The sequence below is a fragment of the Roseburia rectibacter genome (genome assembly GCF_014287515.2).
Lineage (GTDB): Bacteria > Bacillota > Clostridia > Lachnospirales > Lachnospiraceae > Roseburia > Roseburia rectibacter.
This window is the reverse complement of the sequence record NZ_CP092473.1, coordinates 3,278,102-3,304,510: the sequence shown is the minus strand read 5'-3', so window position 1 is coordinate 3,304,510 and position 26,409 is coordinate 3,278,102. Positions and strand designations below refer to the sequence as shown.

The window sequence follows — 26,409 nt, the reverse complement described above, 5'->3', positions numbered from 1 at the left end:
AGATATAAGGGACTTTTTTGATAAAAATATCAGCTAAAATATGATTTCACAAAAAGTTCACAGAAAATTAGCACTCACCTATTGACAGTGCTAATAAGTGGTGGTATAACATAGTCAGAACAAAGGAAGAGGGAACAAAAAGAGAAGATGATTCCCCAGAGTTCCTTCGTCTGAGGTTCCAAAACAAAGGTAAAAAACATGGGAGGTTCCACAGAAAGTGGACCGGTAGAAAAAGGAGAGATGACTTATGTTACTGCCTAGCATTTTTGGAGAAAACTTATTTGATGACTGGATGGATTTCTCATTCCCAGAGATTCCGGATGTTGATAAAACATTGTATGGTAAACATGCAAAGAACATGATGAAGACAGATGTAAAGGAGACCGAGAAAGGTTACGAAGTAGCCGTTGATCTTCCAGGATTTAAGAAAGACGAGATCCAGCTTGAGTTAAACGATGGTTACCTTACAATCAGCGCTGAGAAGGGTCTCGACAAGGAAGAGAAGGATAAGAAAGACAAATACATCAGACGTGAACGTTACGCCGGAAGTATGAGCCGTACCTTCTATGTAGGCGAGAGTGTTACCGAAAACGATATCCACGCAAAATACGAAAATGGTATTTTAACACTGGATGTCCCGAAGGAAGAAGCAAAGAAAGTTCCGGAAAAACGATACATATCCATTGAGGGATAACAGATGAGAGGATGCCCCCGGAGAGCGAAAGCTCTTCGGGGGCATTTTTGCGCGTAAGAAGATTTTTACAGGTTGTATATGAGAAATGAATGTTGTATAGTATCTGCAAGAAATATCTTCTTTCGTGAATGTTATAAATGTTGGTTTCGTTATTTTCATTATATGACAATTGGATTTAAAGGGGATTATAATGACGCGGTAAAAAACAAAGGAGAAGGAAATAAACATGAGAATTTTTTTGGCGGAAGATGAACAGGATTTAAATGCCATTATTGTTCAAAAACTGACTGAGGATGGTTACAGTGTGGATCATTGTTTTGATGGCAGGACAGCAATAGATATCCTTTCCTGTACGGAGTATGATGCAGTGATTCTTGATATTATGATGCCAAAAGCAGATGGATTTACAGTGCTGCGTGCGCTGAGGGGAATGGGAAAGACAACACCGGTGCTATTTCTGACAGCAAAGGATGCTGTTTCGGACAGAGTAAAGGGATTAGACAGTGGGGCAAATGATTATCTTGTGAAGCCATTTTCGTTTGAAGAGTTGTCAGCACGTCTGCGCGCAATGATGAGGGGATCTTTCGGAGTTACTGACAATGTTTTGCATATTGCGGATCTTTCTTTGGATTGCACTTCCCACAGGGTAATGCGGGGGGGAAAAGAGATCACATTATCGGCTAAAGAATATGCCATGCTGGAATATTTCATGTACAATCAGGGGCGTGTGCTGTCTCGTGAGATGATAGAGGATCATGTCTGGAATTTTGATTACGAAGGGGGCACGAATATAGTGGATGTTTATATCAGCTATCTTCGAAAAAAAATTGATGGTGGATATGACAAAAAGCTGATTCATACAGTCCGTGGAAGAGGATTTATAATGAGAGAGGAAATTTAAGATATGGGGAGATTCTCAATCCGTCTGAAAATAACAATCTGGTTTACTGCAGCATTGGTGGTAATAGTACTATTTGCATATCTGATGATTTTTGTCGTCAGCCGTCAGATTTTGATAAAAACAATACAGGATAGTCTGGTGGAGACAGTGGAAAATAATGTGGATGAGATTGAATATTTTTCTGGGATGGGTGAAATCCGTACAGATGCGGATATTGATTATTTGATTGATTACCGGAAAGGGTATCTGGAAATTGACGACGATTTTCTGAGCAAGGTAAATGAAGTCTATACAGGATTGTATGATGAAAAGTCAAGGCTTATTTATGGAGAAAATCCAATAGCTGCAAAAGTGGCAGATCTGGAATTTGTGGATTCCGAGATTCAAAAAGTAATGAAGGATGGAACGGGGTATTATATTTTTGACCGGAAACTCACAGCAGAAGGACTTAACGGATTATGGCTTCGTGGAGTGGTATCAGAGGAACAGGGAGAGCGTCAGAGCTTTGGGATTATGCGGATTGCACTGGTTCTTCTGCCGGTTCTGGTCGTAATAGCATCTGCGGGAGGATATTTTATTGCTGGACGTACATTAAATCCAATTCAGAAAATAGCTGGGACTGCAAGAAAGATTGGAGAAGAAAATGATTTGAAATGCAGGATCAATCTTGGAAAAGGGAATGATGAACTGCACCAGCTTGCGGATATATTTAATGAGATGTTTGAACGACTGGAAAGTACATTTGAAAAGGAACAACAATTTACATCTGACGTTTCACATGAACTAAGAACACCGATGGCTGTCATTTCAGCACAGTGTGAGTATACACTTGAAAAAGAAAGAAGCGTAGGGGAATATGAAGATGCCTTGCGGGTAATCAGGCGTCAGGCGCGGAAAATGACAAAACTTATTGATCATATGCTGGACTTTGCCAGACTGGAAATGAAATCAGGAAAATATGCAGAGGAAACTGTTGATATGGAAGAACTGGTGGCATCTATTTGCTCTGATATGAAGCTGATAAGAGAAAAGGAAATTATGCTTGATTATGAGACGGAGCAGGCAGTGTTTTATGGAAATCGTGAACTTTTATCAAGAATTCTCGTTAATCTTGTCAGCAATGCCTATCGTTATGGGAAAGAGAATGGGCATATCTTTGTGAAATTAAAGAAAGAAGAAACGGAACTTGTTTTGTCTGTAACGGATGATGGGATAGGAATTGCAGAAGAAGAGCAGGAAAAGATCTTCCGGCGGTTTTATCAGACTGATGTATCGCGAGGAGGCGAGGGAAGTGGACTTGGGCTTGCCATGGTTTATGAAATTGTGAAGTTTTACAGAGGAAAAATCCAAGTGAAAAGTGAGGCAGGCAGTGGGAGTGTTTTTCAGGTAAAACTGCCGCTTTGATAAAAGCAGACATATGGAAATCAATAATGATTATAAAAAATTTGTCGTATTAATAATGTTCTAATAAATGCATGATATAATCAAAGTACAAAGCAAAACAATTAGAAATGAGAAACTCTCATGAAAAAAGGAGGATTTGTTTATGAAGAGAGCAGCAAAACAGGTTTTAATTGTACTTTTGGTTGTGATAGCGGTAATTGGTACGGGAAACATTTCAGCACAGGCAGATTATAACTGGAAACCGAAGAAGGTTTCCATAGCGCAGTCGGCAAAAAAGGTTTCTCAGGGAAAGGAGTTTGAAATCAGAGCGAAAGTAACTCCAATAGATGCTGAGGACGATTATATCCGCTGGGAAATTATTTCAGGAAAAAAATATGTAAAATTTGAGGATCGTGACCGCACAGGCGATGAAATGGATTTCATTGCCGTAAAACCAGGAAAAGCAAAAATCCGGTGTTATGTACAGGGAAAGAGTAAGAAGAAATATGGTGATACAATAACTGTAACTGTGACGAAGAAAAAGAGTGATTATTCATTGGCAAAGGTTGGAGAATCAGTCAAATATGTAGAAGCATGGGATGATTTTGATTTAGAGGTCAAAAAAGGATCCTCAATAAAGAACAGTCAGTTAAAATGGGAGATCAGTGATACAAGTATTGTCTCGTTTGCAGAAAGAAAAACAACCGGAACGGACGTTGAGTTTTATGCGGAAAAGACAGGAACAGTACGGGTAACCTGTACATGTACAAGTGGTAAGGCAAAGGGTAAAAAAGTAGTATATACCGTGAATGTTATTGCGGATGATGATGATGACTACGAGGATGATGACTACGATGATGACTATTATGATGACTATGATTGAGCATGATTGAGAGCGAAAGCTCTTCGGGGGCATTTTTGACAGTTTATGCAAAAAATGCCCCCATTTGTGAAATATTCCCTCTTCATCTTTTGTTTGTGCTATGCTGAAATTACGAAAGTGAAAGATGTGCAGATCACAAATAAAGAGAGGATCAATCATGAGTTTAAAATACGAATCTATCATAAAACAGATGTCACTCGAAGAAAAAGCCCTGATGATGTCCGGCAAAAACACCTGGGAGACAGTGGATTTTGAAAAATACGGAATCCCGTCCATGGCAATGTCTGACGGACCGCACGGATTGAGAAGACAGGCGGGAGCCGGAGACCATTTGGGATTAAATGCAAGTCTCCCTGCGACCTGTTTTCCGACCGCAGCCTCGGTTGCAAACAGCTGGGATGAAACATTAGGCGAGGAGATCGGAACGGCATTGGCAGAGGAAGCCGTGACCATGGATGTCAATGTGATCTTAGGACCGGGATTAAACATCAAGAGAAGCCCGCTCTGTGGAAGAAATTTTGAATATTTTTCTGAAGATCCGTACCATGCAGGAAAAATGGCGGCAGCCTATGTAAGGGGAATCCAGAGCAAAGGAATCGCAGCCTGCCCGAAGCATTTTGCAGCAAACAGCCAGGAACTGCGTCGTATGGCAAATGATTCCGTTGTGGATGAGAGAACCTTCCGCGAGATCTATACGACCGGATTTGAGATTGCGGTAAAAGAAGGAAAAGCGAAGTCGATCATGTCTTCTTATAATGAAGTAAACGGTGTCTATGCCAATGAGAACCGCCACATGTTACAGGAAATCTTAGTCGATGAATGGGGTTTTGACGGATATGTGGTATCCGACTGGGGTGGAAGTAATGATCACGCACTCGGAGTGAAAAACGGAAGTCATCTTGAGATGCCGGGCACCGGAAAATCAGGAATGCATGATATCGTAAATGCCGTCAAAAACGGAACATTAGAGGAGAGTGTGTTAGATCAGCGCTTAGATGAACTGCTCCGTGTCATTTTTGCGACGCATCAGGCGACCGTGGATGGAAAAGGAACTACTTTCAATAAGGAAGCGCATCATAAACTTGCACGCAAAGCGGCCGAGGAGAGCATCGTCCTTTTAAAAAATGAAGAGCAGATCCTTCCATTAAAACAGGGGACAAAAGTGGCTGTGATCGGAGACTTTGCAAAGACTCCGCGATATCAGGGAGCAGGATCTTCCTTAGTGAATCCGGCAATGCCGCCGGAGTCCATATTAGAGGAGATAAAAGACAGCGGACTTACGATGACAGCCTATGAACAGGGGTATATCAGAAACAGAAAACCAAATGCTAAACTGGTAAAGGCAGCTGTTGATGCAGCAAAAAATGCGGATGTGGTGCTGTTTTTCGGAGGTCTTGACGAGATCAGCGAGTCGGAGGGACTCGACCGTACCCATATGCATATGCCTGTAGCACAGGACGAATTGATCAATGAACTTACCACGGTAAATAAAAATGTGATCGTAGTTCTTTCAGCGGGATCTTCCGTGGAAATGCCGTGGTATCCGTATGTCAAAGGAATTGTGCACGGTTACCTCGGCGGTCAGGCGGGTGCGTCAGCGATTCTTAACGTTCTGACCGGAAAAGTCTGCCCGTCCGGAAAACTGAATGAGACCTATCCGCTTCATTATGAAGATACACCGGCGTATGAATATTATCCGAGCAAAGAGAGAAGCAGCGAATACCGGGAGGGACTTTATGTAGGATACCGCTACTACACGACAGTAGGTAAAAAAGTGCGTTTCCCGTTTGGTTTCGGACTCAGTTATACCACATTTACATACCGTGATCTGGCGGTAGATCAGGATGGTGTGACATTTAAAATTAAAAATACCGGAGATGTGACCGGAACAGAGATTGCACAGCTTTATGTCGGAAAAGAATCTGATTCCGTGTTCCGTCCGCTGCGCGAACTGAAAGGCTTCGCGCGGGTGGAACTGGCTCCGGGAGAAGAAAAAGAAATAAGGATTTTATTTGACGATAAGACATTTCGTTTTTATGATACACGGACAGACAGCTGGGAAGTGGAAACGGGAACCTATCAGATCATGATCGGAAGCAATGCGGAAGAAATGCTGCTTGCGGGATCACTTGCGGTAAATGGAACTGTCACAGAGGGTGGTTACAGCAGAGAAAGCCTGCCGGAATATTTTAATGGTGAGATCAAAAATATTTCTGATGATACATTCCGCAGACTGTATGGCAGAGAGATCCCGGATGGAAGCTGGAGCGGAGAAATCCGTATGAATGATGCAGTCTGCCAGCTTTATTATGGAAAAGGAATTTTTGGTAAACTGTTTTACGGGGTACTGCGTATTTTGTTAAAGATCAGCGAATGGCAGGGAAAACCGAATCTGAACGTATTGTTTAATTACAATATGCCGATCCGCGGCTATGCAAAAATGACAGGTGGTTTTGTCACAATGAAGATGGCAGAAGCTTTGACCGAGATGGCAAACGGACACCGCATTAAGGGAACAGCGCACCTGATCAAAGCGGCAGTGAAACGTGATTAGGTAAAATGTAATCAGATAAAAAAGTGGTAAATAACAGGGACTTGTACTAAAATAAATTTGGTGCAGGTCCCCATTTGCGTTCACAAAACGTTTGTGGGGGATGATATCATGAGCGCAGGTGAGTCAACATGTTCACATGATTGCCGAACGGCGAATTGGAGCAGGTACACTGGAAAAGAAAATGGAGAAAAATATATGATAAAAATTGCAATCGTAGAAGATGAAGCGATGTATGCAAAGCAGCTTGAGGAATTTTTACATCAATATGAAAAAGAAAATGGGGAGGCTTTTGATATCACGATCTATTCGGACGGGGATCAGATCGTTAATAAGTATCAGTCCCAGTATGACATTATTCTTATGGATGTGGAAATGAAATTTATGGATGGCATGTCGGCAGCGGAGGAGATCCGAAAAGTGGACACGGAGGTCGTTATCATTTTTATCACAAACATGGCACAGTATGCGATCCGCGGCTATGCGGTGGATGCACTCGACTATGTATTAAAACCGGTGTCTTATTTTGCATTTTCACAGAGACTGAGCCGTGCGATCGGGCGCATGAAAAAAAGAGAGACAAAGATGATCATGGTCAGCATGAAAGGCGGGACGGTGCGGATCAATATCGCAAATATTTATTATATCGAAAGCCAGGGGCATACGCTGATCCTGCACACAATTCTTGGCGACTATGAGACAACAGGCACAATGAAAGAGATGGAAGAAAAATTAGCTGATATGAACTTCTGCCGTGGTAACAAGGGGTATCTCATCAATTTAGCGCATGTGGACGGGATCACGGACGGCTGTGCCATGGTAAAAGGTGAGCAGCTGGTATTAAGCCGTGCGCGCAAAAAAGAATTTATGGAAGAACTGACAAAATACTGGGGAGAGGTTATCAAATGATGGAACATATTATGCCGGATATACCAAGAATCTACACAGCGGTCGCAGAGTGGATGGCATGCATGTTATTTATCCTGCCGGTCAAAAAGAGATTTCAAAAATGGCAGACGGCAGGCATTATGGCGGCTGTGCTTCTGATACAGAGTGTGTTTTTAGTCATGACGGATGATATTAAGATTTATTTCTGGATTCCTTGTATGATCGTGGCTGTATTTTTAATGATCGTATTTATCTACAGCTGCTGCGAAATTACTTTTACTGATGCTGCCTATTTTGGGATGATCGCATTTGTTGTCGCGGAATTTATGGCATCGTTCGAATGGCAGGTTGTATGTTACTTTTTCGACGAGGCGATGACAAACTGGTGGCTTTGCAGAGGTCTTCTGGTTCTGATCTATGGTGCGATCGCACTGATCCTGTATAAAATTCTGCGGGTACATATGCCTAAAGATGGGAAAATGAATATCAGCCACCGGGAATATATTTCCGCCGGACTGATCGCAGTTGCGGTGTTTGCTGTTAGCAACATGAGTTTTCTCACGGAAAATACGCCATTTTCCGGTCGCTATTCGTTTGAGATCGGAAATATCCGTACATTAGTAGATCTTGGCGGTATCGCGATCCTTTATGCACATCTGATCCAGTGCCGGGAACTGCGTGTGAGAAAAGAACTCGAATCCGTGCAGAATGTGCTGCAGAATCAGTATGTGCAGTACAAGCAGTCGAGAGAGAGCATCGAACTGATCAATTATAAATATCACGATTTAAAACATCAGATCGCAGTCCTTAGGAGTGAGGATGATCCGAAAAAGCGTGAAGAATATTTAAACCGCATGGAAGATGAGATAAGACAGTATGAGGCACAGAATAAGACCGGAAACAAAGTGCTCGATACGGTGCTCACTACCAAAAGCCTCTATTGTGCGAAACATGGGATCACGTTTACCTGTGTTGCGGACGGCACACTGCTTGATTTTATGGATGTGATGGATATCTGCAGCATTTTTGGAAACGCGCTCGATAACGCGATTGAGTGTGAACTGAAAATACCGGATAAAGAGAAGCGGCTCGTGCATGTGACGGTTTCAAAACAGAAAAATTTCCTGCTCCTCCGGTTTGAAAATTATTACGAAGGGAACTTAGAGTATCAGGAGGGAAAACTGGTCACGACCAAAAAAGAGAAAGAATATCACGGGTACGGACTCAAAAGTATCCGCTATACGGTCAACAAATATGACGGTGCGGTCAGCATTGATACAAAAGAGAACTGGTTTGATTTAAAGATCCTGATCCCGATGAGAGATAAGGTTATATGAAAACAAAAATGTAAAAATCTATTTGGGGTGTTGAAATGAAAAATGAGAAGAAAAAATTACCGATTGGAATAGAAAATTTTGAAGAAATACAGACAGCTGGATTTTACTATATAGATAAATCCTATTTGATCAAAGAACTTCTGGAAAATTGGGCAAAAGTCACACTCTTTACCCGTCCAAGGCGGTTTGGAAAGTCCCTGAATATGAGTATGTTAAAAAATTTCTTTGACATAAACGGAAATAAGGAAATTTTTAATCATTTAAAGATTGCACAAGAAACCAGGCTGTGTGAAGAGTACATGGGAAAATATCCGGTGATATCTGTTTCTTTAAAAGGAATCAATGCGCAGACTTATGAAAAAGCAATAGAGATGACGGTCCAGCTTATCAAAGGGGAGGCAAGAAGGTTTCAATATCTGTTAGAAAGCAGCAGGCTCACGGAATATGATAAAAAAGCATATACGGCATTACTTGAAACGGATGTGGATGAGGGAACACTATGCAGCAGTTTAAAAGTGCTTTCCGAACTTCTTGAAAAGCATTATGGGAAAAAAGTAATTATTCTGATCGATGAATATGATGTTCCACTGGCAAAAGCACTTGAACGGGAATATTATGATCAGATGGTTATCTTTATCCGCAACCTGTTTGAGTATGCGCTTAAGACAAATGACAGCCTGAAATTTGCGGTGCTGACTGGATGTATGCGCATTTCCAAGGAAAGTATTTTTACAGGACTGAATAATCTGAAAGTTCTTTCCATTGCAGATGTACAGTTTGACGAGTATTTCGGATTTACCGATGAAGAAGTAAGGGAGATGCTGGAATACTATGAACTTTCCGATCATTACGAGGATATTAGGGAGTGGTATGACGGATATCAGTTCGGAAAAGCAGAAGTTTATTGTCCATGGGATGTAATCAATTATGTGGACACGTTGCGGGCGGACCCGCTGGCAGAGCCTAAAAATTACTGGTCAAATACAAGCAGCAATGAGGCGGTCAAAAGATTTATCAGGGAATCGGATAAAGTAACGCTAAGGCGTGAGATAGAGCGGCTTGTTGCAGGTGAAGTGATCGAGAAAGAAATCCATCAGGAACTGACTTATAAAGAAATGTATGACAGTATTGACAATCTATGGAGTGTATTATTTACAACAGGATATCTTACACAAAGAGGACGGGCAGCGGGGGATACGTTCCAGCTGGTGATTCCGAATATGGAGATCCGGAAGATTTTTACAGACCAGATTATGGATTTTTTTAAAGAAAATGTACCGAAGAATGGCGTGCTGTTAAATACATTCTGTGAAGCATTAAGAAACGGAGAAACAGAAACGATAGAAAAATGCCTGTGTGATTATCTGCGGCGGGCCATCAGTATCCGGGATACTTTTGTGAGAAAAAAGATGAAAGAAAACTTTTATCACGGTATCTTACTTGGAATTCTCGGGTATGAGGAATCGTGGAGTGTTTCTTCGAATAAAGAATCAGGCGATGGTTACAGTGATATTGTGATCGAGACGGATGACGGTGAAATGGGAATCATTCTGGAACTTAAGTATGCACAGGATGGAGATTTGGAAACGGCATGCCAGTCTGCGTTAGAACAGATCGGTGGGAACAATTATATAGACATTCTTGAAGAGGATGGTGTGGAAAAGATTCTGAAATATGGAATCGCATTTTATAAAAAGAGATGCAGGGTAATGATTGGGGAAAAATCCTGATGCGGGATAAAAAACTTGACTTGGAGTCCACTTTATGAGCTATACTAGAGGGGAAAAAGAAAGGAGAATTATGGAAAAGTCAGGAATTTTAAAAAATAAGCTGTTTTTGTATCTCACGGAATTTTTTGCCGGAATGTCCGTGATGGCAGTAGAACTGGGTGCGAGCAGGCTGTTGGCGCCGTATTTCAGCTCGTCGCAGATCGTGTGGACGATCATCATCGGAACGATCATGATCGCAATGGCGCTTGGAAATATTTATGGAGGAAAAAGTGCGGACCGGTCGCCGGACCCGGACAAACTGTACCGCAGAATACTGATCGCTGCGATCTGGATCGCACTGATACCGGTCGTCGGAAAATACATTATCCTTGGAATATCGGCACTGCTGATCTTTACCGTCAGCAGCAATTTCCTCATTATTGCCGCATTTGTGGCATGTATGGTGATTTTTGTATTCCCACTGTTTTTACTCGGCACAGTGACGCCATCCCTTGTGAAATACTCGGTGGACAGTCTTGACGACAGTGGAAAAACGGTCGGAACGCTGGGAGCATTCAACACGATCGGAAGCATTATCGGAACATTTGTGCCGACTTTTGTGACGATTCCGGCAGTCGGAACCTCTATCACGTTTCTCATTTTTGCGGGAATTCTGATCGCATTAGCCGCAGTGTATTTTTTGAGCAGCCACAGGGGACAGAAGAAGGTGGCAGTATCGGCAGTTATTTTCGTACTCTGCTGTGGACTTGGCTATTCGGATTCTTTTGCATTCTGGCAGAATGACTTAAGTTACGAAGGGGAATCCATTTATAATTATTTACAGGTCTCCGAGGATGACAGGCGCGTGATCTTATCCACGAATGTCCTGTTCGGTGTGCAGTCACTCTACATGAAAGACGGCGGTCTGACCGGAATGTATTACGATTATGCGATGGCGGCGCCGCTCATGATCCCGGATAAAAAGGCAGAGGATATGAATGTTCTGATCCTTGGAATGGGAACCGGAACTTACGCGACCCAGTGTAAAAAATATTTCGGTGATATGTCAATCGAGGGCGTGGAGATCGACGATAAGATCACGGCGCTTTCCAGACAATATTTTTCCCTGCCGGACGATGTCAAAGTGACGACCTATGATGGCAGGGCATATTTACAGGCGATCGACGAGAAATATGACGTTATCATGGTGGATGCCTACCAGGATATCACCATCCCGTTTCAGATGTCATCGGTCGAATTTTTTACGATGGTCAAAGAGCATTTAAACGAGAACGGCGTGATGGTCGTAAACATGAATATGCGCGGAAACAATGAGGGCAATATCAACCAGTATTTGTCGGATACCATTGCATCCGTATTTGACCATATCGTGACCGTGGATGTGGACGGTTCCACAAACCGGGAGCTGTATGCTTCCTCCAATGCAGACATGGTAAAGACATTAGAGAATAACGCAAATGAGACCGGACATTCCGATCTGCGCGATATGATGCTTCATGTGGCAGACACCAGCAGTGTGTATGAGGCGGGAGATTATATCATGACGGACGACAAGGCGCCTGTGGAGCTTCTCGGCATGCAGGTGATCGACCAGCTGATCCAGGGGGAAGTTGCATATTATAAGGATATTTTTGAAAAAGACGGGATCAACGGACTGCTGGAGTCACTATAAAAAGATTTTAGAAGACAGGAAATCAAGCGCATGCGCAAACAGCTTTTACAGGAACTGAAACTCATATCAGAAGAAGAAAAGAAGTATCAGTCAGGACAGGGAAACATCGAAAAACAGTTATATGCGAAAGATTCGATCAGTGAGATCGACCGGGAACTGCTGTTAGAGAGAGGACGGCTCGTCACGGTGCGCCCGCACAGCCGTTTTGTGGAATTCCCGGAGCACAGGCACAATTATGTGGAGATGATGTATGTGGTGCAGGGAAACATCACACATATCATTGAGGGAAAAGAGCTGACCCTTCACAAGGGAGATGTGCTGATGTTAAACCAGCAGGTGCGTCATGCGATCCGGCGGGCGGAATATGAGGATATCGGGATCAATTTTATTGCGCTACCGGAGTTTTTTGAAATCCCGCTCTCCATGCTGCATGAGAAAAATGTACTGGCGGAATTTATTGTCGGTGCGTTCCGGCAGAAAGATCCCGTTTCACATTACCTGCTGTTCCAGCTGCAGGAAGATCCGCAGGTGGAAAATCTTATGGAAAATATGATCGTCTCCATGCTGCACGAACATGCAAATGAGGATGCGATCAATCAGTATTCCATGGGACTTGTATTTTTGTATCTGTTAAATCATCTTGAAAATTTAAGTCATAATTCTTCGATGGATTATAAAGAAACAGTGGTACAGGCGGTGCTCCGGTACATTAACAGTGACTGCAAAAATGCGAATCTGACAAAGATCGCTGCGGATACGCATCAGTCCATGACGGTACTTAGCAGACTCATCAAGCAAAAGACCGGATATAATTTTCAGGAACTTTTGCAGCACAGGCGGTTTGAGACAGCTGAACATTTATTATTGGAGACAGATTTGTCAGTGGAAGAGATTGCGTTAGATGTTGGTTATGAAAATCAGAGCTATTTTTTCCGGCAGTTTAAAGAAAGATATGGAATGACACCGCGAAAGTATCGGTTAGAACATTATAAAAGATAGACAATGCAGAAAATAAGGACAGTTTTTTAGTCGAATGAGAGTCTAAAAAGCTGTCCTTATTTTTGTTATCTTAAAAAAAGATACATAGTCTATAAGTTTACAAGGGGGTATCCTATGAATACAATACGTGCAATTATTTTTGACTTGGATGGTGTTATATGCTTTACGGATCAGTATCATTATCAGGCATGGAAAGAAATGGCAGACGCAGAAGGAATTTATTTCGATGAGACAATTAATGGCAGACTACGGGGAGTAAGTCGTATGGAAAGTCTGGACATTATTTTGGAGAAAGCATCAAGAGAATATACACAGGAGGAAAAAGAACAACTTGCCGCAAGGAAGAATGAAAGTTATGTTCGTCTGTTGGAAAAGATGTCTCCGGATGATCTGTCGCAGGAGGTAAAAAAGACACTGGAAATATTACGTCAGCGAGGGTATAAGCTTGCGATTGGATCAAGCAGTAAAAATACGAAAAAGATTCTGACACAGATTGGATTAAACGGATACTTTGATGCAATTAGTGACGGAACGAATATTACGAAATCAAAGCCGGATCCGGAAGTATTTTTGAAAGCGGCTGAGATGCTTGGTGAAAAACCTGAAAATTGTCTGGTCGTAGAGGATGCGCTTGCCGGTATTGATGCTGCTTATGCTGGTGATTTTCAGAGTGCTGGAATCGGAGATGCCGCAGGTCATAGCCAAGTGACATATCCGATTCAGGCATTTAAAGATCTGCTTTCTATTTGTTCTATCTGCTAACGTCAGATGGGCAGATGACAGGTGTGATTTGAATAAGTCGAATCTCTAATAGTTCTAATTCTGCATTCAATCTTAGGGTTTCATCAGAAGCGATATGCATCAGCTTCTGATGGAATCCTGGAGAGGATGCTTTTTTTAACAAGTCAAATTCATAAGGAGTGGTAAGTTCTAATCCACCCATGGAAACCCATTGGTCATAAGAACTCCCATGTGTTCGATTTACATAAGTCTCAGAAATTTTGTATGTACCTTGCGGAATATTAGAAAGACATAGTTCGATTGTGACTGGATCAGAATCTGCAAATACAGTATAGCGATCTGTTTCTGTCATATCAAAACGTTCTCCGTTGGCATAAAGATAGTTAAAATGTTTGTAATTGTACAACATAATCTGATAACTGTTGTGTTTACGGGTAATGAAATAACCGTCTCCTCGTCCTAAAAACTGATCTCCTAACTGCCGTAAGAGAGTATAAGCATAATAACTTGCTTTTGGAATTCCATTTACCGTGAACAGACCTAGTCCACCGAAAAAGAGTTTGTTGGGCAGAGCGTCATCTGCCATAAGATCGGTAAGAGCCTGATAAGTAAAACTATCTAGTCGGTCATAATTTTCCAAAATATTTTTTACAATGTAGCACGATTTAAAACATGTATCATTGAGCAAATCCTGCTGGCTTGGTGTGTTGTTCCATTCTGACAGGTAGATTGGCATATTACCAAGTCCAAGCTGGCGTCGTTCACGGAGAACCTGCATAACAAAATCTTTTAACCCATCAGGAGATTCAGAAAGACTCATTGCATACACAAAACCAAACGATTCCTTGGAATGATTTTTATCGGAAATCATTTTAGTGTCGTAGTATGTAAAACTTAAACAGTCTGGAAGACAGGAATTTTTTTTACACCATTCCAAAAAGTTCAGATACCAGTTTTCATAGCTTTCGCCTACAATGTAGTAGGTTGGAGGAAGACTAAATTCGATATCAGGGCAAAAATCTTTAATACAATCATAAGTGCTTTTATAGAATAGAAAAAAGTCATTTTCGTTTGTAAAGCCAAATAGGTCGGAAGAAGTATTCGGTTGGTTCCATAGACCAAATTTCCAGGTCTTTATGGTATCTAACCCGTAACGGTCAGTGATGTGAAGCAAAAATTCATGGACCAGCTGACACCATGCACTGACAGAGTGGGGCTGGCTGACATTTGCACCAAACAATCGTCTGTTTGGATATTTTGCAAGTTTTTCCGGCATGTAGGATAATTGAAGCCAGGGTTTTAGGTGATTGACGATAACAAAATCCAAAATCTTATCAAGATAAGAAAAGCTATAGACCGGGACTTTACTTGCAGTTTCATTGTATATATGCAGATCATCAGAAAAGATGCCACATAATTTAATATATTCAAATCCAACTGTTTCCTGAATCTGTGTTAACATTTTTTGAACATCACAAATTAGTACATCACTTGCCCGCCCAACGGTCATCATTTTTTTCCAGGTGTGAAGCAGAGTATAGGAACTTCCGTTTACAGAAATCTCAATTTCAGTTTTTTTCACAGGAGATACAACCTGAAAAAATGTATCTTCTTTCAAATATTTTTTTAATCCGTAAATATAGTTATGTTGTTCTACACGTTGGGCAGTATTCTCTTTCTTCTTTTTTTGTTCACGGCGATAGTCTTTTGGTAACATCCCGTATTGCTTTTTAAAAAAAGTTACAAAGGCATGACTGTTGGAAAAACCGCTGTCAATCGCTATTTCATCAATATTCTTATCAGTGGTTGAGAGTTCCTGTACTGCGTGCATAAGGCGGTATTGGTTAAGATAGCTTAAAAAATTCATTCCGTAATATTCCACAAAAAACTTAGAAAGATATGGAACGGACAAATGGACTGCATCAGCAAGTTCTTGTAAGGTTATATTTTCCGTGTAATGCTGCTGGATCAACTGTGAGATTTCGGAAATACGTAAAGCATACTTGTGATTTTTCTTTTCTTTAGCAGTAGAGAGTTTGATGCGGAAGTTCCGATACAGTACATCCATAATATTGTAGATATAAGACCAGTTTCGTAATTCATACCCATCTTTTTTATCAACATTTGTTTTGATAATGTGCGCTATCAGAGTGCGGAGTTGGACAATAGCTTCCTGATTATCGGTCATCGTACTGATAAAGAAAAAGCGAGGATGGAATGGAACGGGTAGAATCTGTTCAAACAAAGTCTGGTTGAATAAAACGGTTACAATCACACAGTTGACACCATGAAGTTCATGAAGCGAGAGTGGATTAACACAGAACACGTCATCTTCTGTTAAATTGTATATATGATCATCCAGTTGCAATGTACAGTTCCCGGAAACAATCATTGATAATTCAAAATAGTCATGCATTTGTGAACGAATATGATCAAAACGCTGCATTATACAGCGAATGGGCATGTGCATATCATTTTCTGAAATAAGATCGTAATTTTCTGACATAAAAAATCCCCCATTTAAAACTAAATAAGATATTGTAATGATTAAAACATAAATGTAATGAAAAAATCAATAAAAACATCGAATTTTTAATCTGTTTTGTATGACGGATTGAAAAGATGTGGAAAGAAAAGAAGAGCAGACATAAAAAAGTTAAAAATTAAAGTGAAACAGATAAAAAACAAAATCACATGAAAATTAATGAAAACTTATAATATCTATAAAGACGAGGTGATAAACATGAGTGAACCAATATTAAAAGTTGAAAACATGAATAAAAGATTCGGAAGTACAGTGGCTTTAAAAGATGTGTCACTTTCTGTATATCCGGGGGAAATTCGGGGATTAATTGGGGAGAATGGATCAGGAAAGTCAACCATTACTTCCATTGTAGCAGGAATGCAGGCATGCGATAGTGGTAAGATGATATTTAAAAATCAGGACTGGAAACCTCTTAGTATGATTGATGCACTTCACAAGGGGATTGGAATGATCGTTCAGGAAAGCGGAACAATACCGGGAATTACAGTTGCGGAAAATATTTTTCTGGCAGAGACAGAGAGGTATAAAAACAGGTTTGGATTGATCAATCGCAGGAAGATGAATGCAGATGCAACTGAAGTCATGAAAAAAATTGGGGTAAATGATATTACTGGCGATATGCTTATGCAACAGCTGGATTTTCAGACAAGAAAGCTTGTAGAGATTGCAAAGGTCGTGATGAAACAGCCTCAGATTTTGGTAATTGATGAGACAAGCACTGCCTTATCTCATGATGGAAGGGAAATTTTATATGATATTATGAATCGTTTCCGCAAAGAAAATAAGTCAGTGATTTTTATTTCACATGATCTGGATGAGATTATGGAGGTGTGTGATACTTTAACGGTTCTTCGAGATGGAAAAATAATCAGAACATTTAATAAAGAAGAGTTTGAAGCGGGTGCAATTCGTTCAAGCATGATCGGACGAGAACTGCAGGGGGATTATTATCGAAGTGATTTTGAAGCAAGCGCACAGCAGGAAGTTGCGTTGAATGTTAAAAATCTTGTTTATACAGATAGACTGAAAGGTGTTTCCTTCCAGGTGCGAAGGGGAGAAATTGTTGGAGTCGGAGGTCTGGCACATTGTGGAATGCATACACTTGGAAAGGTATGTTTTGGTGCAGTAAAGCCAGAAGAAGGAAATGTTTCAGTGGCAGATGGAACGGTAATTGACAGTCCGGCAAAAGCGATGAAGAAACGTATGGGTTATGTGTCTAAGGATAGAGATGTGGAATCATTATGTTTGAATGCAAGTATTGAAGACAACATATCAATTGCGGGAATGAGCAAATTTGCCGTAAAAGATTTTCTTGTTTTAAAAAATCGCGAAAAAAAATATGTAAATCAACAGATTGAGGAATTGTCCATTAAATGTTCTGGAAGAGATCAGGCGGTATCACAACTCTCGGGAGGAAATAAACAGAAAGTCGTATTTGGAAAATGGATTGGCTGCGGAAGTGAAATTCTTATACTGGACTGCCCGACACGAGGCGTGGATATTGGTGTAAAGCAGGCAATGTATCAGCTTATGGTTAAGTTGAAAAATGAAGGAAAATCCATTCTGATGATCAGCGAGGAAATGCCGGAACTCATTGGAATGAGTGATCGGATTTTGATCATGAAGGACGGAGAGATTACGGCAGAATTTGAGAGAAATAAAAATCTTTCTGACTCACAGATTATTGAGTACATGATATAGGAGGCTGGGAAAGATGACAAAAAGTAAAAAAATAATGATAGGTGCATTGCCGTTTGCAGCACTTATCGTATTGTTTGCAGTATTTTGTGGAATTGTAAGCAGTAAGGGATATCGCCTGGATATGTATATCAAGATTATATTTAATGAAGGTATTGTATTATCCATTGTTGCAACAGGTGCAATATTTATTTATACATTAGGTTCGTTTGATATCAGCTTGGGTGCGGCAACGCTTTTTTCAGCAACACTTGGGGTAATGACATATAATGCAACTGAAAATTTTATATTAATGATTGTTGTGATTTTATTGTCTGGAATTGTCTGTTCTTTGTTAAATTCTGTGCTGGCATCCATTTTTCATATTCCGGTGTTTGTTACAACGGTGGCAATGATGTCTGTTTTGTCTGCAATTGCATCACAGATCATTACCACAAAAGGTGGTGCAGTAGGCGGAATCAGCATTCCGAGTGAGGTAGTGAAACATTTGGATACATCCGCATTTAAAATTATAGTTTTGGTAATATGGGTGGTAGTATGTGCGTTCATCTTTGATTACACCAAGTTTGGAAGACGTGAAAAGTTTGTTGGGGGAAATCCAATCTGCGCCCAGCTTTCCGGTATTAAATACAATACATATGCAATACTTGGATTCCTTCTGGCGGGAATCGGCGTTGGAATCGGCGCATTTATGACGCTGGTTTATACCCCATCTGTTACAACAACGACAGCGGGGGATATAGGGATGAACATTATGGTTGCTATCGTGTTTGGAGGTATGCCAATCTCAGGAGGTGCAAGATCGAAAATTTATGCGGCTGTAGTCGGTGGATTTTCCTATATTATTTTAAATAATATTCTGGATCTGCTGATTGATTCAACATCTGGATATGGAATTACACAGATTGTCAGTGCTGTTTTTTTTCTGGTAGTTGTTTATGTTGCAAGTGCAAATTATCGTTCGCAGATGTTGCCGCGATAACAGAAATATGAATTTAACACATAACGTGTTAAAAATAAAATTTTAATAAGAGAAATGGGAGGAATAATTTATGAAACGTACAATGAAGAAAATGGTAAGCCTTGGACTGGTTGCTGCCATATCGTTGACAATGCTGGTTGGTTGTGGAAACAGCAAAGAAACAGCTGACAATACAGCCAGCGACAACACAGCAAATGATACGAGTGATACAAGTGTCAAGGAGGAGACAAAGACAGCAGAGAATGCTAAGATTGGTGTTTTAGTTCAGGATGTTAGTGGCGAGGAAGCATTAGGGTTCCGTACTTATTATGAAGATTATGTTGCGAATCAGTATGGTGTGACATTTACTTATACCGATGAACTTAAAGATGCGGCAAGCGAGAAGTCTGCTATAGAAAAATTCGCTTCACAGGGATATCAGGCAGTCATCTCTCTTTCAAGTAATGATCGTGCATTGCAGATTGAAACCTGTGAGGAAAATCAGATTTATTATGCGGTTGCTGCTGGAACTCTTGATCAGGAGCAGTTTGAAAAATATAAGACAAATGAGTACTTCCTTGGTCAGGTTGGACCAAGCATGGATACAGAGTATGAAGCTGGTGTAGAAATGGGCAGGTTCTTTGCGGAAAAAGGCATTAAGACAGCTGCTATCTATGGGGCATTTATTCCAAATCCTATGCATGTATACCGTGTAGCGGGTGTACTTTCCGGTCTGGGACTTTCCTATGATGGTGCTACAGAAGAGGGAGAAGTAGTGGGCAAGATTTTTACTGATCAGAGCGTGGATTTGTCTAAGATTTCTGGGGATATCCAGATTGTTTCTTATCTGCAGGGCTATGGTGATACAACAACAGATGAGATCAATGCAGCAATTCAGGCAAAACCGGAAGCATTTATTTCAGTGGGAATGGCAACAACATTTTTTACACAGCAGTTAAATGCTGCTGGTATTGAGTTCTCAGATATTGATTCCTTTACACAGAGTAATGGAGAAGCTATCACAAATGGAAAACTTGTCTATCTTGCCGGTAAATATTCATCTTCTGTAGGTCCTGCATTTGCATTAGTTTTAAATGCCATCAATGGAAATGTAATCCGTGATGAACAGGGAAATGCAGTCTCACTCAGCCAAAACTATCAGGTTGCAACTGACGAGGCTACATTTGATGAGTTTTATAAGTCAGATAACGGAGATAATCCAATTTACAATAAAGAAACATTAGACCAGATTATTGGTGAGTCTGTTACTTTTGATGAGATCAATGAACTTGTAACATCGAAGTAATTCATTTTTACAGTTAGGTCACGGCTTCATTTAGAAGCCGTGCTCTCTCCAAATAAATGAAAAGTTAAAAATTCATTTATTTGGAGAGGGTATGGAATATCCTGAAAAATGAAAGGAGAGGACAACATGAAAAATAAAAATAGACATTTGGTAAAGAATGTAATTGGTACATTAACAATACCGGTACTGGTGGCTGTATTATTGCAGGGAATCTGCATGTTCAATGGAAAAACAATGATTTCAAACATGACAGGTTTTGATAACTTTGTTGTATATATTGCAATTGTGATGATTACAACAATAGCATTATCCATTAATTTAAATAGTGGTCGTTTTGATTTTTCCTTGGGATCAATGGCAGCACTTTCTTCTGTATTAGGAGCTAAAATTACATATTCCATTTTAGGTGGTGGAAGTAACAGTGCATTGATGATGTTGATATTGACGATCTTATTTGGTATGTTACTTGGACTTGTTTCAGGACTTATGTATGTGGTGCTGCATCTGCCGCCAATCATTACATCTCTTGGAGTGACACTGATCTATGAGGGAATTCTTTTTACAATCACGGAAGGACGTTATGTGATGAAGGAAGTGCAGAATCCATCTATGACAGCTTTTACAGGAAGCTGGATTTATGCAGCAATCATTATTGTGGTTGTGTTAGCTGTCTGTATAGCAATCTTTGATTACACAAAGTTTGGATATGATTATAATGCACTCAAAAATGGTCAGAAGGTTGCGGTAAATACCGGTATAAAAGAGATATCAAATGCCATTGGATGTTATGTGATCTGTGGCGGATTGATGGGAATTGTAGGATTTTTAAATGCGACAAGAAGCACAACAATCAACGGTGGTCAGTTGAACTTTTCCTCTATCAGCATTATGTTTACGGCGTTTCTTCCAATGTTCATAGGCTCCTATATCAGTCGCTTTACAAACGAAAAAATTGGATTCCTTTTAGCTGCTTTATGTATGTCCATGCTTAATTCAACATTTGCTGTATTCTCCAATGAGGTAAATGCATCAATGCAGGCAATCATTAATGCAGTACTGCTTGTAGTCTTTTTGATTTATTTGAGTAATGAACATTTATTGGTAAGTCTTTTTAACGGAAAACGAAAATAGAAAGCAGGAGGGTATGAATATGATCAACTTAACAAAGAATCCATTCTTCCTTTCAGGGGAAGACATTGAATGGGTTGAAAATACAAAAAAGTCAATGACATTAGAAGAAAAAATAGGTCAGTTGTTTGTCCCAATCGGGTATTCCGGAGATCCGCAATATCTGGAACATGTCATGCTCGCACATCACATTGGTGGAATTATGTATCGTTGTGGTGAGGCGAAGGAAATGCAGCGGACACACCGTTATCTGCAGGAACACAGTAAGATCCCACTTCTTATTGGAGCTAATCTTGAGGATGGAGGCTGCGGAATTGCAACAGATGGAACACAGTACGGAAAACAAATGCAGGTTGCGGCAACTGGAGACACGGAGGATGCATATCGGCTCGGAAAAGTAAGCTGTAGTGAAGGTGCAGCGGTTGGTTGTAACTGGGCTTTTGCACCTGTGGTTGATATTGATAGAAATTGGAGAAATCCGATTACAAACGTGCGTACATATGGGGATGATCCGGATCGTGTTCTTGCATGTGGTCTCAATTACATGAGGGCAGCTAAGGAAGAAAATGTTCTTGTTGCAATTAAGCATTTCCCAGGGGATGGCTGCGATGAAGTGGATCAGCACATTCTTACAAGCGTAAATAATCTTTCCTGTGATGAGTGGGATGCGACATATGGAAAAATATATAGCGGCTTGATTCAGGCGGGGGCACAGACAGTGATGGTCGGACATATTGCACAGCCGGCATATCAAAAATCGTATAATACAGATTTTCCAAATAAATTAATACCGGCAACACTTTCATCGGAATTGTTAAAAGGTTTGCTCCGTAAAAAATTGGGATTTAACGGTCTGATTGTAACGGATTCTACCTGCATGGTAGGTTTTAGCTGTGCAATGAACAGAGAAAGGGCAGTTCCTTATGCGATTGAGGCAGGATGTGATATGTTCCTTTTTAATAAGGATCTTGAGGAAGATTATCAGTATATGCTGAATGGATACAAGCAGGGAATCCTTTCGGAACAGCGATTAGATGAAGCAATCACAAGAATTCTTGCAACTAAAGCTTCGCTTGGACTTCACAGAAAAGCAAAGTGTGAAATTGTGCCTTCGGAAAGTGCACTTTGTATTCTGCAGGCTGATGAGCATGTTGCATGGGCTAAAAAGAGCGCAGACAAGGCAGTTACACTTGTAAAGGATATAGATGGAATTTTACCGTTGAATCCGCATAAGACCAAAAAGGTGTTGCTGGAAATCATAGGTGGGTTTCCATCAAATGAGCGTGTTTTGGAAAGCTTTCGTAAGCGATTGGTTGAGGAGGGGTTCGAAGTTAACGTATATGAACAGGAGAACTTTGAAACAGCAAAATTTGATGTTGGCACATTCCGGAAGAATTATGATCTGGTCATTTATATTGGAAATGTAGAAAATGCATCCAATAAAGTGACAAACCGACTTTCATGGTATACATTCTGGGGAAATGGAAATAACGTTCCATGGTTTGCTGCTGAGAGACCGGTTGTGTTTATCAGCCTTGCTAATCCATATCATCTTGTGGATGTACCCATGATAAAAACCTTTATCAATGGCTATTCCAATAGTGAGTATGTAATTGATAGTGTGATGGAAAAACTTATGGGAAGAAGCAATTTTACTGGCAAGAGTCCGGTAGATCCGTTTTGTGGAAAAGAATACTTAAAATGGTAAGAGTGAGAGAAGAACAAATACATGAAAAAAAATTTAGAATTTTTAAGTAAGGCATTAAGTTTATTGCCGGAAGTTAAGGAGACACTGGTTCCTCCAAAAGAGGGACAGTTTTTTTCAAAACCTTTAGGAAAAGGCGATTCGGTAACAATTGATTTTGGGAAACATTTGGTAGGACATCTTCAAGTAAAAATGGGTTATGTCAATTCACATCCAGATGCTCCGGTTTGGATTAGATTTTCCTTTGCAGAGAATTTGAAAGAATTTGAAGAAAATGTGGAGAATTATCAGGGATGGATCTGTTCAGCGTGGGTACAACAGGAACAACTTCATTTTGATCTGATTCCGGGAGAGTATACTTTGCCGAGGCGTTATTCGTTTCGCTATGTGAAAATTGATATACTTGATATCAGTTCAAAATTTAATTTGGTTATTGAAGATGTCATGGCAATCGCATTATCTTCTGCAGATGATAGTAAGTTAAAACCATATCATAATGTGCATAAAGAATTGGAGCAGATTGATCATATTGCGTGCCATACACTGCATGATTGTATGCAGAAAGTTTTTGAAGATGGACCAAAACGTGATCGGCGACTTTGGATGGGAGATCTTCGATTACAGGCATTGGCAAACTATGAGACATATCAGATGAATGATATGGTAAAGGGGTGTTTATATTTATTTGCTGCATTACCGATGCAAAATGGACAGGTGGGTGCATGTGTATTTTTAGAGCCAGAACCGGAAGTAGATGATACCAGTATGTTTGATTACTCTTTATTGTTTGTGGCAGCCCTGTGGGATTATTATGTAGAAACGAAGGATCGTGAGGCCCTTGAAGATTTGTGGGAAACAGCAAAAATGCAGATTGTATTGGCACAGAAACAGGTCGGTAATGATGGTGTGGTAAAAGACTGCAATAAACTCGGCTGGTGTTTTCTTGACTGGTCACTGGAATTAAATAAGCAGGCAGGTGCACAGGGTGTTTTGCTGTATGCGATGAAAAGTGCCGTTGCCATTGCAAAAGAAATCGGAAAAGACCATGATGCAGAATGCATAATGAAAACTTATGAACTTTATAGAAAAGCTGCTAAGATGCATTTTTATGATGAAGAAAAAGGACTATTTGTCAGTGGTGATTGCAGGCAGATTTCCTACGCAAGCCAGGTATGGATGATTCTTGGTGATGTTGTAGATGAGCAGAGTGGAATTCGAATTTTACATGATGTTGCGACACAGACAGAGGCAATTGAAATGATTACCCCATATATGTATCACTATTATATAGAAGCATTACTTAAATGTGGTGATAAAACAGAGGCTCTTAGTGTTATGGAGAAATATTGGGGAGGTATGGCACGACTTGGTGCGGATACGTTTTGGGAGTTATATAATCCAAATAATCCGGATGAATCACCTTATGGTGGGACTATTGTTAATAGTTACTGTCATGCCTGGAGTTGTGCGCCTGCTTATTTTCTTCGAAAATATTATTCTGAAAAATAAGAGTGGGGTATTTGTATGAAAAAAATTGGAAATAAAGTTTTTTTAATGATTATTATATTTGTTTTGATATTTGGATTAAATACAGTGTTTTCTATAAGAATGCAGAATAGTATAAAACAGGCTGGATTGCAGATAACGAAACAGTATATTCCGATTCAGACAGAGATTTTCACTATCCAAAAAAGTATGGAACGAGGTCAGAAATATCTTAACATTATCAGTTTGTATGATGATGCAGAGCTACGTCAACAGTTGGAAAGTTCACTAGCAGAGGAAATTTCGACGATTACGGCAAGTGAGAGTAAGATGGATGAATATCTGAAAAATATCGATAATGTAGAGTTAAAAGATAAAATCCATACATATGAGGATTTTTTAACAGAGGTTATTTCGCAATTTGCCATAATACAAGGGTATGTTGACAAGGGGGATTTTGTGCAGGCTGGTATAGCTCTTGGTGTAGATTTTCAGAATCTGATGGTTGATATGGGAGAAACAACGGAAAAGGAGCTTACAGAGGAGCTTGAGCAGGGAATTTCTGATTTATCGAAGGAATATAATCAAGCTGTTGAGACAAATTTAATAATGACAAAAATTCTATTTTCTTTTTTTGCTTTGGTATCAGTAGTTGTCTTTTTGGTTATAAGTAAGACTGTAAGTAGACCGGCAAGTGAAGCCAGCCGGCAGCTAAATGATATTATTGATGGTATCAATAAGAAACAGGGAAATCTTACGCAGCGTATTACTGTTAGTTCGCGGGATGAAATTGGTCAGTTATCGGATGGAATTAACAATTTTATCATTCAGTTACAGAATGCTATGCAAAAAATACGAAAGCAGTCAGAAATAATGCAAAGTTCACTTGGATTAATGAATGAAGAAGTAAACAATTCAAATGAAAATGCAGATAATATTGCGTCTACCATGGAAGAAATTACTGCGAGTATGGAAGAAATATCATCTTCTATAGAGGGAATTACCGGGAACACCAATGATATAGTGAGTTCAATTAACGATGTTGGAAATCAAGTTAATGAAGGTGTTGTAATTGCCTCTGATATTAAAGCATTAGCGGTTGGTGTTAAAGAGGAGACAGAGAAGAAGAAAACAGACATTTCTGATATTATTAACGAAAAGAGTCAGGCATTATCTTTATCCATTGAAGAAAGTCGGCAAATCAGCAGTATTAATAATTTAACTAACGATATACTTGAGATCGCAAGTCAGACGAATTTGCTTGCATTAAATGCTTCTATCGAAGCTGCAAGAGCGGGGGAAGTTGGCAAGGGATTTGCTGTTGTCGCAGAGGAAATTCGTCAATTGGCAGAAAACAGTAAGAATACGGCAAATGACATTCAGGGTATCAGTGTTCGTGTTATTGCGGCAGTCAATCAATTGATGACAAATGCACAAGATCTCATGAATTTCATACAAAATCAGATAATGAATGATTATGTTGAATTTGAGGCTGCAACAGATATGTATTATGAAAAGGCAGATCATATGGATACTATTACAGGTCTTTTCAATAAAAATATTATGTCTCTTCGTAATATTATGGCAGAGATGAATGATGGCATTACAAATATATCAGCTGTAGTAGAGGAAAATGTGCGTGGAGTAAGCAATGCAACAGAAAATGTGACCAAACTTGCAAATTCAATTTTAAATATTCACGAGCAAGTGATAAAAAATGTTGACTCTTCGAAATATCTGTTGGAAGAGTTGAATAGTTTTCAGCAAATTTAAAGACAAAATAAAAGAAAGACGAAAAGTAT

General features: G+C 40.0%; 19 protein-coding genes. 18 read left to right on the top strand and 1 reads right to left on the bottom strand.

Annotation, left to right across the window (positions count from 1 at the left end; translation table 11 throughout):
- The first annotated feature begins 247 nt into the window (after positions 1-247).
- The 11 genes from H8S51_RS15150 (at position 248) to pgmB (ending at position 13,800) form a co-directional block, all read left to right on the top strand.
- Complete coding sequence (locus tag H8S51_RS15150) at positions 248-694, top strand: Hsp20/alpha crystallin family protein (protein ID WP_006858190.1); 447 nt, start codon at positions 248-250, stop codon at positions 692-694.
- A gap of 226 nt (positions 695-920) precedes the next feature.
- The gene (locus tag H8S51_RS15145; RefSeq protein ID WP_015559324.1) at positions 921-1,595 is read left to right on the top strand and encodes a response regulator transcription factor; all 675 of its coding nucleotides are present in this window, start codon (positions 921-923) and stop codon (positions 1,593-1,595) included.
- Positions 1,596-1,598: 3 nt separating this feature from the next.
- Entirely contained in the window at positions 1,599-2,999 is a 1,401-nt protein-coding gene (locus H8S51_RS15140) for a sensor histidine kinase (RefSeq protein WP_186900023.1), read from the top strand.
- Positions 3,000-3,141: 142 nt separating this feature from the next.
- On the top strand, positions 3,142-3,861 hold the full coding sequence (locus H8S51_RS15135) for a hypothetical protein (protein WP_186900022.1): 720 nt from the start codon (positions 3,142-3,144) through the stop codon (positions 3,859-3,861).
- Between the two features lie 157 nt (positions 3,862-4,018).
- Complete coding sequence (locus H8S51_RS15130) at positions 4,019-6,415, top strand: glycoside hydrolase family 3 C-terminal domain-containing protein (protein ID WP_186900021.1); 2,397 nt, start codon at positions 4,019-4,021, stop codon at positions 6,413-6,415.
- 195 nt (positions 6,416-6,610) lie between these two features.
- Entirely contained in the window at positions 6,611-7,321 is a 711-nt protein-coding gene (locus H8S51_RS15125) for a LytR/AlgR family response regulator transcription factor (protein ID WP_015559327.1), read from the top strand.
- Positions 7,318-8,637, top strand: a complete 1,320-nt coding sequence (locus H8S51_RS15120) for an ATP-binding protein (RefSeq protein ID WP_186900020.1) — start codon at positions 7,318-7,320, stop codon at positions 8,635-8,637. The genes H8S51_RS15125 and H8S51_RS15120 overlap by 4 nt, the downstream gene beginning before the upstream one ends.
- 35 nt (positions 8,638-8,672) lie before the next feature.
- Entirely contained in the window at positions 8,673-10,367 is a 1,695-nt protein-coding gene (locus H8S51_RS15115; RefSeq protein WP_186900019.1) for an AAA family ATPase, read from the top strand.
- Positions 10,368-10,401: 34 nt separating this feature from the next.
- On the top strand, positions 10,402-12,039 hold the full coding sequence (locus tag H8S51_RS15110) for a spermidine synthase (protein ID WP_022111899.1): 1,638 nt from the start codon (positions 10,402-10,404) through the stop codon (positions 12,037-12,039).
- Between the two features lie 30 nt (positions 12,040-12,069).
- Positions 12,070-13,038 (top strand): helix-turn-helix domain-containing protein, encoded by a 969-nt coding sequence (locus H8S51_RS15105; RefSeq protein WP_118412759.1) that lies wholly within the window; start codon positions 12,070-12,072, stop codon positions 13,036-13,038.
- 114 nt (positions 13,039-13,152) lie between these two features.
- Positions 13,153-13,800, top strand: a complete 648-nt coding sequence (pgmB, locus tag H8S51_RS15100) for a beta-phosphoglucomutase (protein WP_015520061.1) — start codon at positions 13,153-13,155, stop codon at positions 13,798-13,800.
- Here the strand turns inward: pgmB and H8S51_RS15095 are convergent.
- Complete coding sequence (locus tag H8S51_RS15095; RefSeq protein WP_186900018.1) at positions 13,790-16,285, bottom strand: GH39 family glycosyl hydrolase; 2,496 nt, start codon at positions 16,283-16,285, stop codon at positions 13,790-13,792. The genes pgmB and H8S51_RS15095 overlap by 11 nt on opposite strands.
- A gap of 237 nt (positions 16,286-16,522) precedes the next feature.
- Between H8S51_RS15095 and H8S51_RS15090 the strand changes: the two genes are divergently transcribed.
- The 7 genes from H8S51_RS15090 to H8S51_RS15060 all read left to right on the top strand — a co-directional run bounded on the left by H8S51_RS15090 (position 16,523) and on the right by H8S51_RS15060 (position 26,380).
- Positions 16,523-18,025, top strand: a complete 1,503-nt coding sequence (locus H8S51_RS15090; protein WP_055194010.1) for a sugar ABC transporter ATP-binding protein — start codon at positions 16,523-16,525, stop codon at positions 18,023-18,025.
- Between the two features lie 13 nt (positions 18,026-18,038).
- Positions 18,039-19,004: an ABC transporter permease gene (locus tag H8S51_RS15085; protein WP_015520064.1), complete on the top strand. Its 966-nt coding sequence runs from the start codon at positions 18,039-18,041 to the stop codon at positions 19,002-19,004.
- Between the two features lie 70 nt (positions 19,005-19,074).
- Positions 19,075-20,289: a substrate-binding domain-containing protein gene (locus tag H8S51_RS15080; protein ID WP_015520065.1), complete on the top strand. Its 1,215-nt coding sequence runs from the start codon at positions 19,075-19,077 to the stop codon at positions 20,287-20,289.
- Between the two features lie 126 nt (positions 20,290-20,415).
- Positions 20,416-21,420: an ABC transporter permease gene (locus tag H8S51_RS15075; RefSeq protein ID WP_022111896.1), complete on the top strand. Its 1,005-nt coding sequence runs from the start codon at positions 20,416-20,418 to the stop codon at positions 21,418-21,420.
- A 19-nt stretch (positions 21,421-21,439) separates the two neighbouring features.
- Entirely contained in the window at positions 21,440-23,125 is a 1,686-nt protein-coding gene (locus tag H8S51_RS15070) for a glycoside hydrolase family 3 protein (RefSeq protein WP_022111895.1), read from the top strand.
- A gap of 21 nt (positions 23,126-23,146) precedes the next feature.
- Positions 23,147-24,631 carry an alpha-L-rhamnosidase-related protein gene (locus tag H8S51_RS15065; protein ID WP_022111894.1) on the top strand — a complete coding sequence of 495 codons (1,485 nt, stop codon included), beginning with the start codon at positions 23,147-23,149 and terminating at the stop codon, positions 24,629-24,631.
- Positions 24,632-24,646: 15 nt separating this feature from the next.
- On the top strand, positions 24,647-26,380 hold the full coding sequence (locus tag H8S51_RS15060; protein WP_186900017.1) for a methyl-accepting chemotaxis protein: 1,734 nt from the start codon (positions 24,647-24,649) through the stop codon (positions 26,378-26,380).
- Positions 26,381-26,409 lie beyond the last annotated feature (29 nt).

Coding starts and splice junctions, on each gene's coding strand:
- H8S51_RS15150 (WP_006858190.1), top strand. CDS start 248: ATGTTACTGCCTAGCATTTTTGGAGAAAACTTATTTGATGACTGGATG.
- H8S51_RS15145 (WP_015559324.1), top strand. CDS start 921: ATGAGAATTTTTTTGGCGGAAGATGAACAGGATTTAAATGCCATTATT.
- H8S51_RS15140 (WP_186900023.1), top strand. CDS start 1,599: ATGGGGAGATTCTCAATCCGTCTGAAAATAACAATCTGGTTTACTGCA.
- H8S51_RS15135 (WP_186900022.1), top strand. CDS start 3,142: ATGAAGAGAGCAGCAAAACAGGTTTTAATTGTACTTTTGGTTGTGATA.
- H8S51_RS15130 (WP_186900021.1), top strand. CDS start 4,019: ATGAGTTTAAAATACGAATCTATCATAAAACAGATGTCACTCGAAGAA.
- H8S51_RS15125 (WP_015559327.1), top strand. CDS start 6,611: ATGATAAAAATTGCAATCGTAGAAGATGAAGCGATGTATGCAAAGCAG.
- H8S51_RS15120 (WP_186900020.1), top strand. CDS start 7,318: ATGATGGAACATATTATGCCGGATATACCAAGAATCTACACAGCGGTC.
- H8S51_RS15115 (WP_186900019.1), top strand. CDS start 8,673: ATGAAAAATGAGAAGAAAAAATTACCGATTGGAATAGAAAATTTTGAA.
- H8S51_RS15110 (WP_022111899.1), top strand. CDS start 10,402: ATGAGCTATACTAGAGGGGAAAAAGAAAGGAGAATTATGGAAAAGTCA.
- H8S51_RS15105 (WP_118412759.1), top strand. CDS start 12,070: ATGCGCAAACAGCTTTTACAGGAACTGAAACTCATATCAGAAGAAGAA.
- pgmB (WP_015520061.1), top strand. CDS start 13,153: ATGAATACAATACGTGCAATTATTTTTGACTTGGATGGTGTTATATGC.
- H8S51_RS15095 (WP_186900018.1), bottom strand. CDS start 16,285: ATGTCAGAAAATTACGATCTTATTTCAGAAAATGATATGCACATGCCC.
- H8S51_RS15090 (WP_055194010.1), top strand. CDS start 16,523: ATGAGTGAACCAATATTAAAAGTTGAAAACATGAATAAAAGATTCGGA.
- H8S51_RS15085 (WP_015520064.1), top strand. CDS start 18,039: ATGACAAAAAGTAAAAAAATAATGATAGGTGCATTGCCGTTTGCAGCA.
- H8S51_RS15080 (WP_015520065.1), top strand. CDS start 19,075: ATGAAACGTACAATGAAGAAAATGGTAAGCCTTGGACTGGTTGCTGCC.
- H8S51_RS15075 (WP_022111896.1), top strand. CDS start 20,416: ATGAAAAATAAAAATAGACATTTGGTAAAGAATGTAATTGGTACATTA.
- H8S51_RS15070 (WP_022111895.1), top strand. CDS start 21,440: ATGATCAACTTAACAAAGAATCCATTCTTCCTTTCAGGGGAAGACATT.
- H8S51_RS15065 (WP_022111894.1), top strand. CDS start 23,147: ATGAAAAAAAATTTAGAATTTTTAAGTAAGGCATTAAGTTTATTGCCG.
- H8S51_RS15060 (WP_186900017.1), top strand. CDS start 24,647: ATGAAAAAAATTGGAAATAAAGTTTTTTTAATGATTATTATATTTGTT.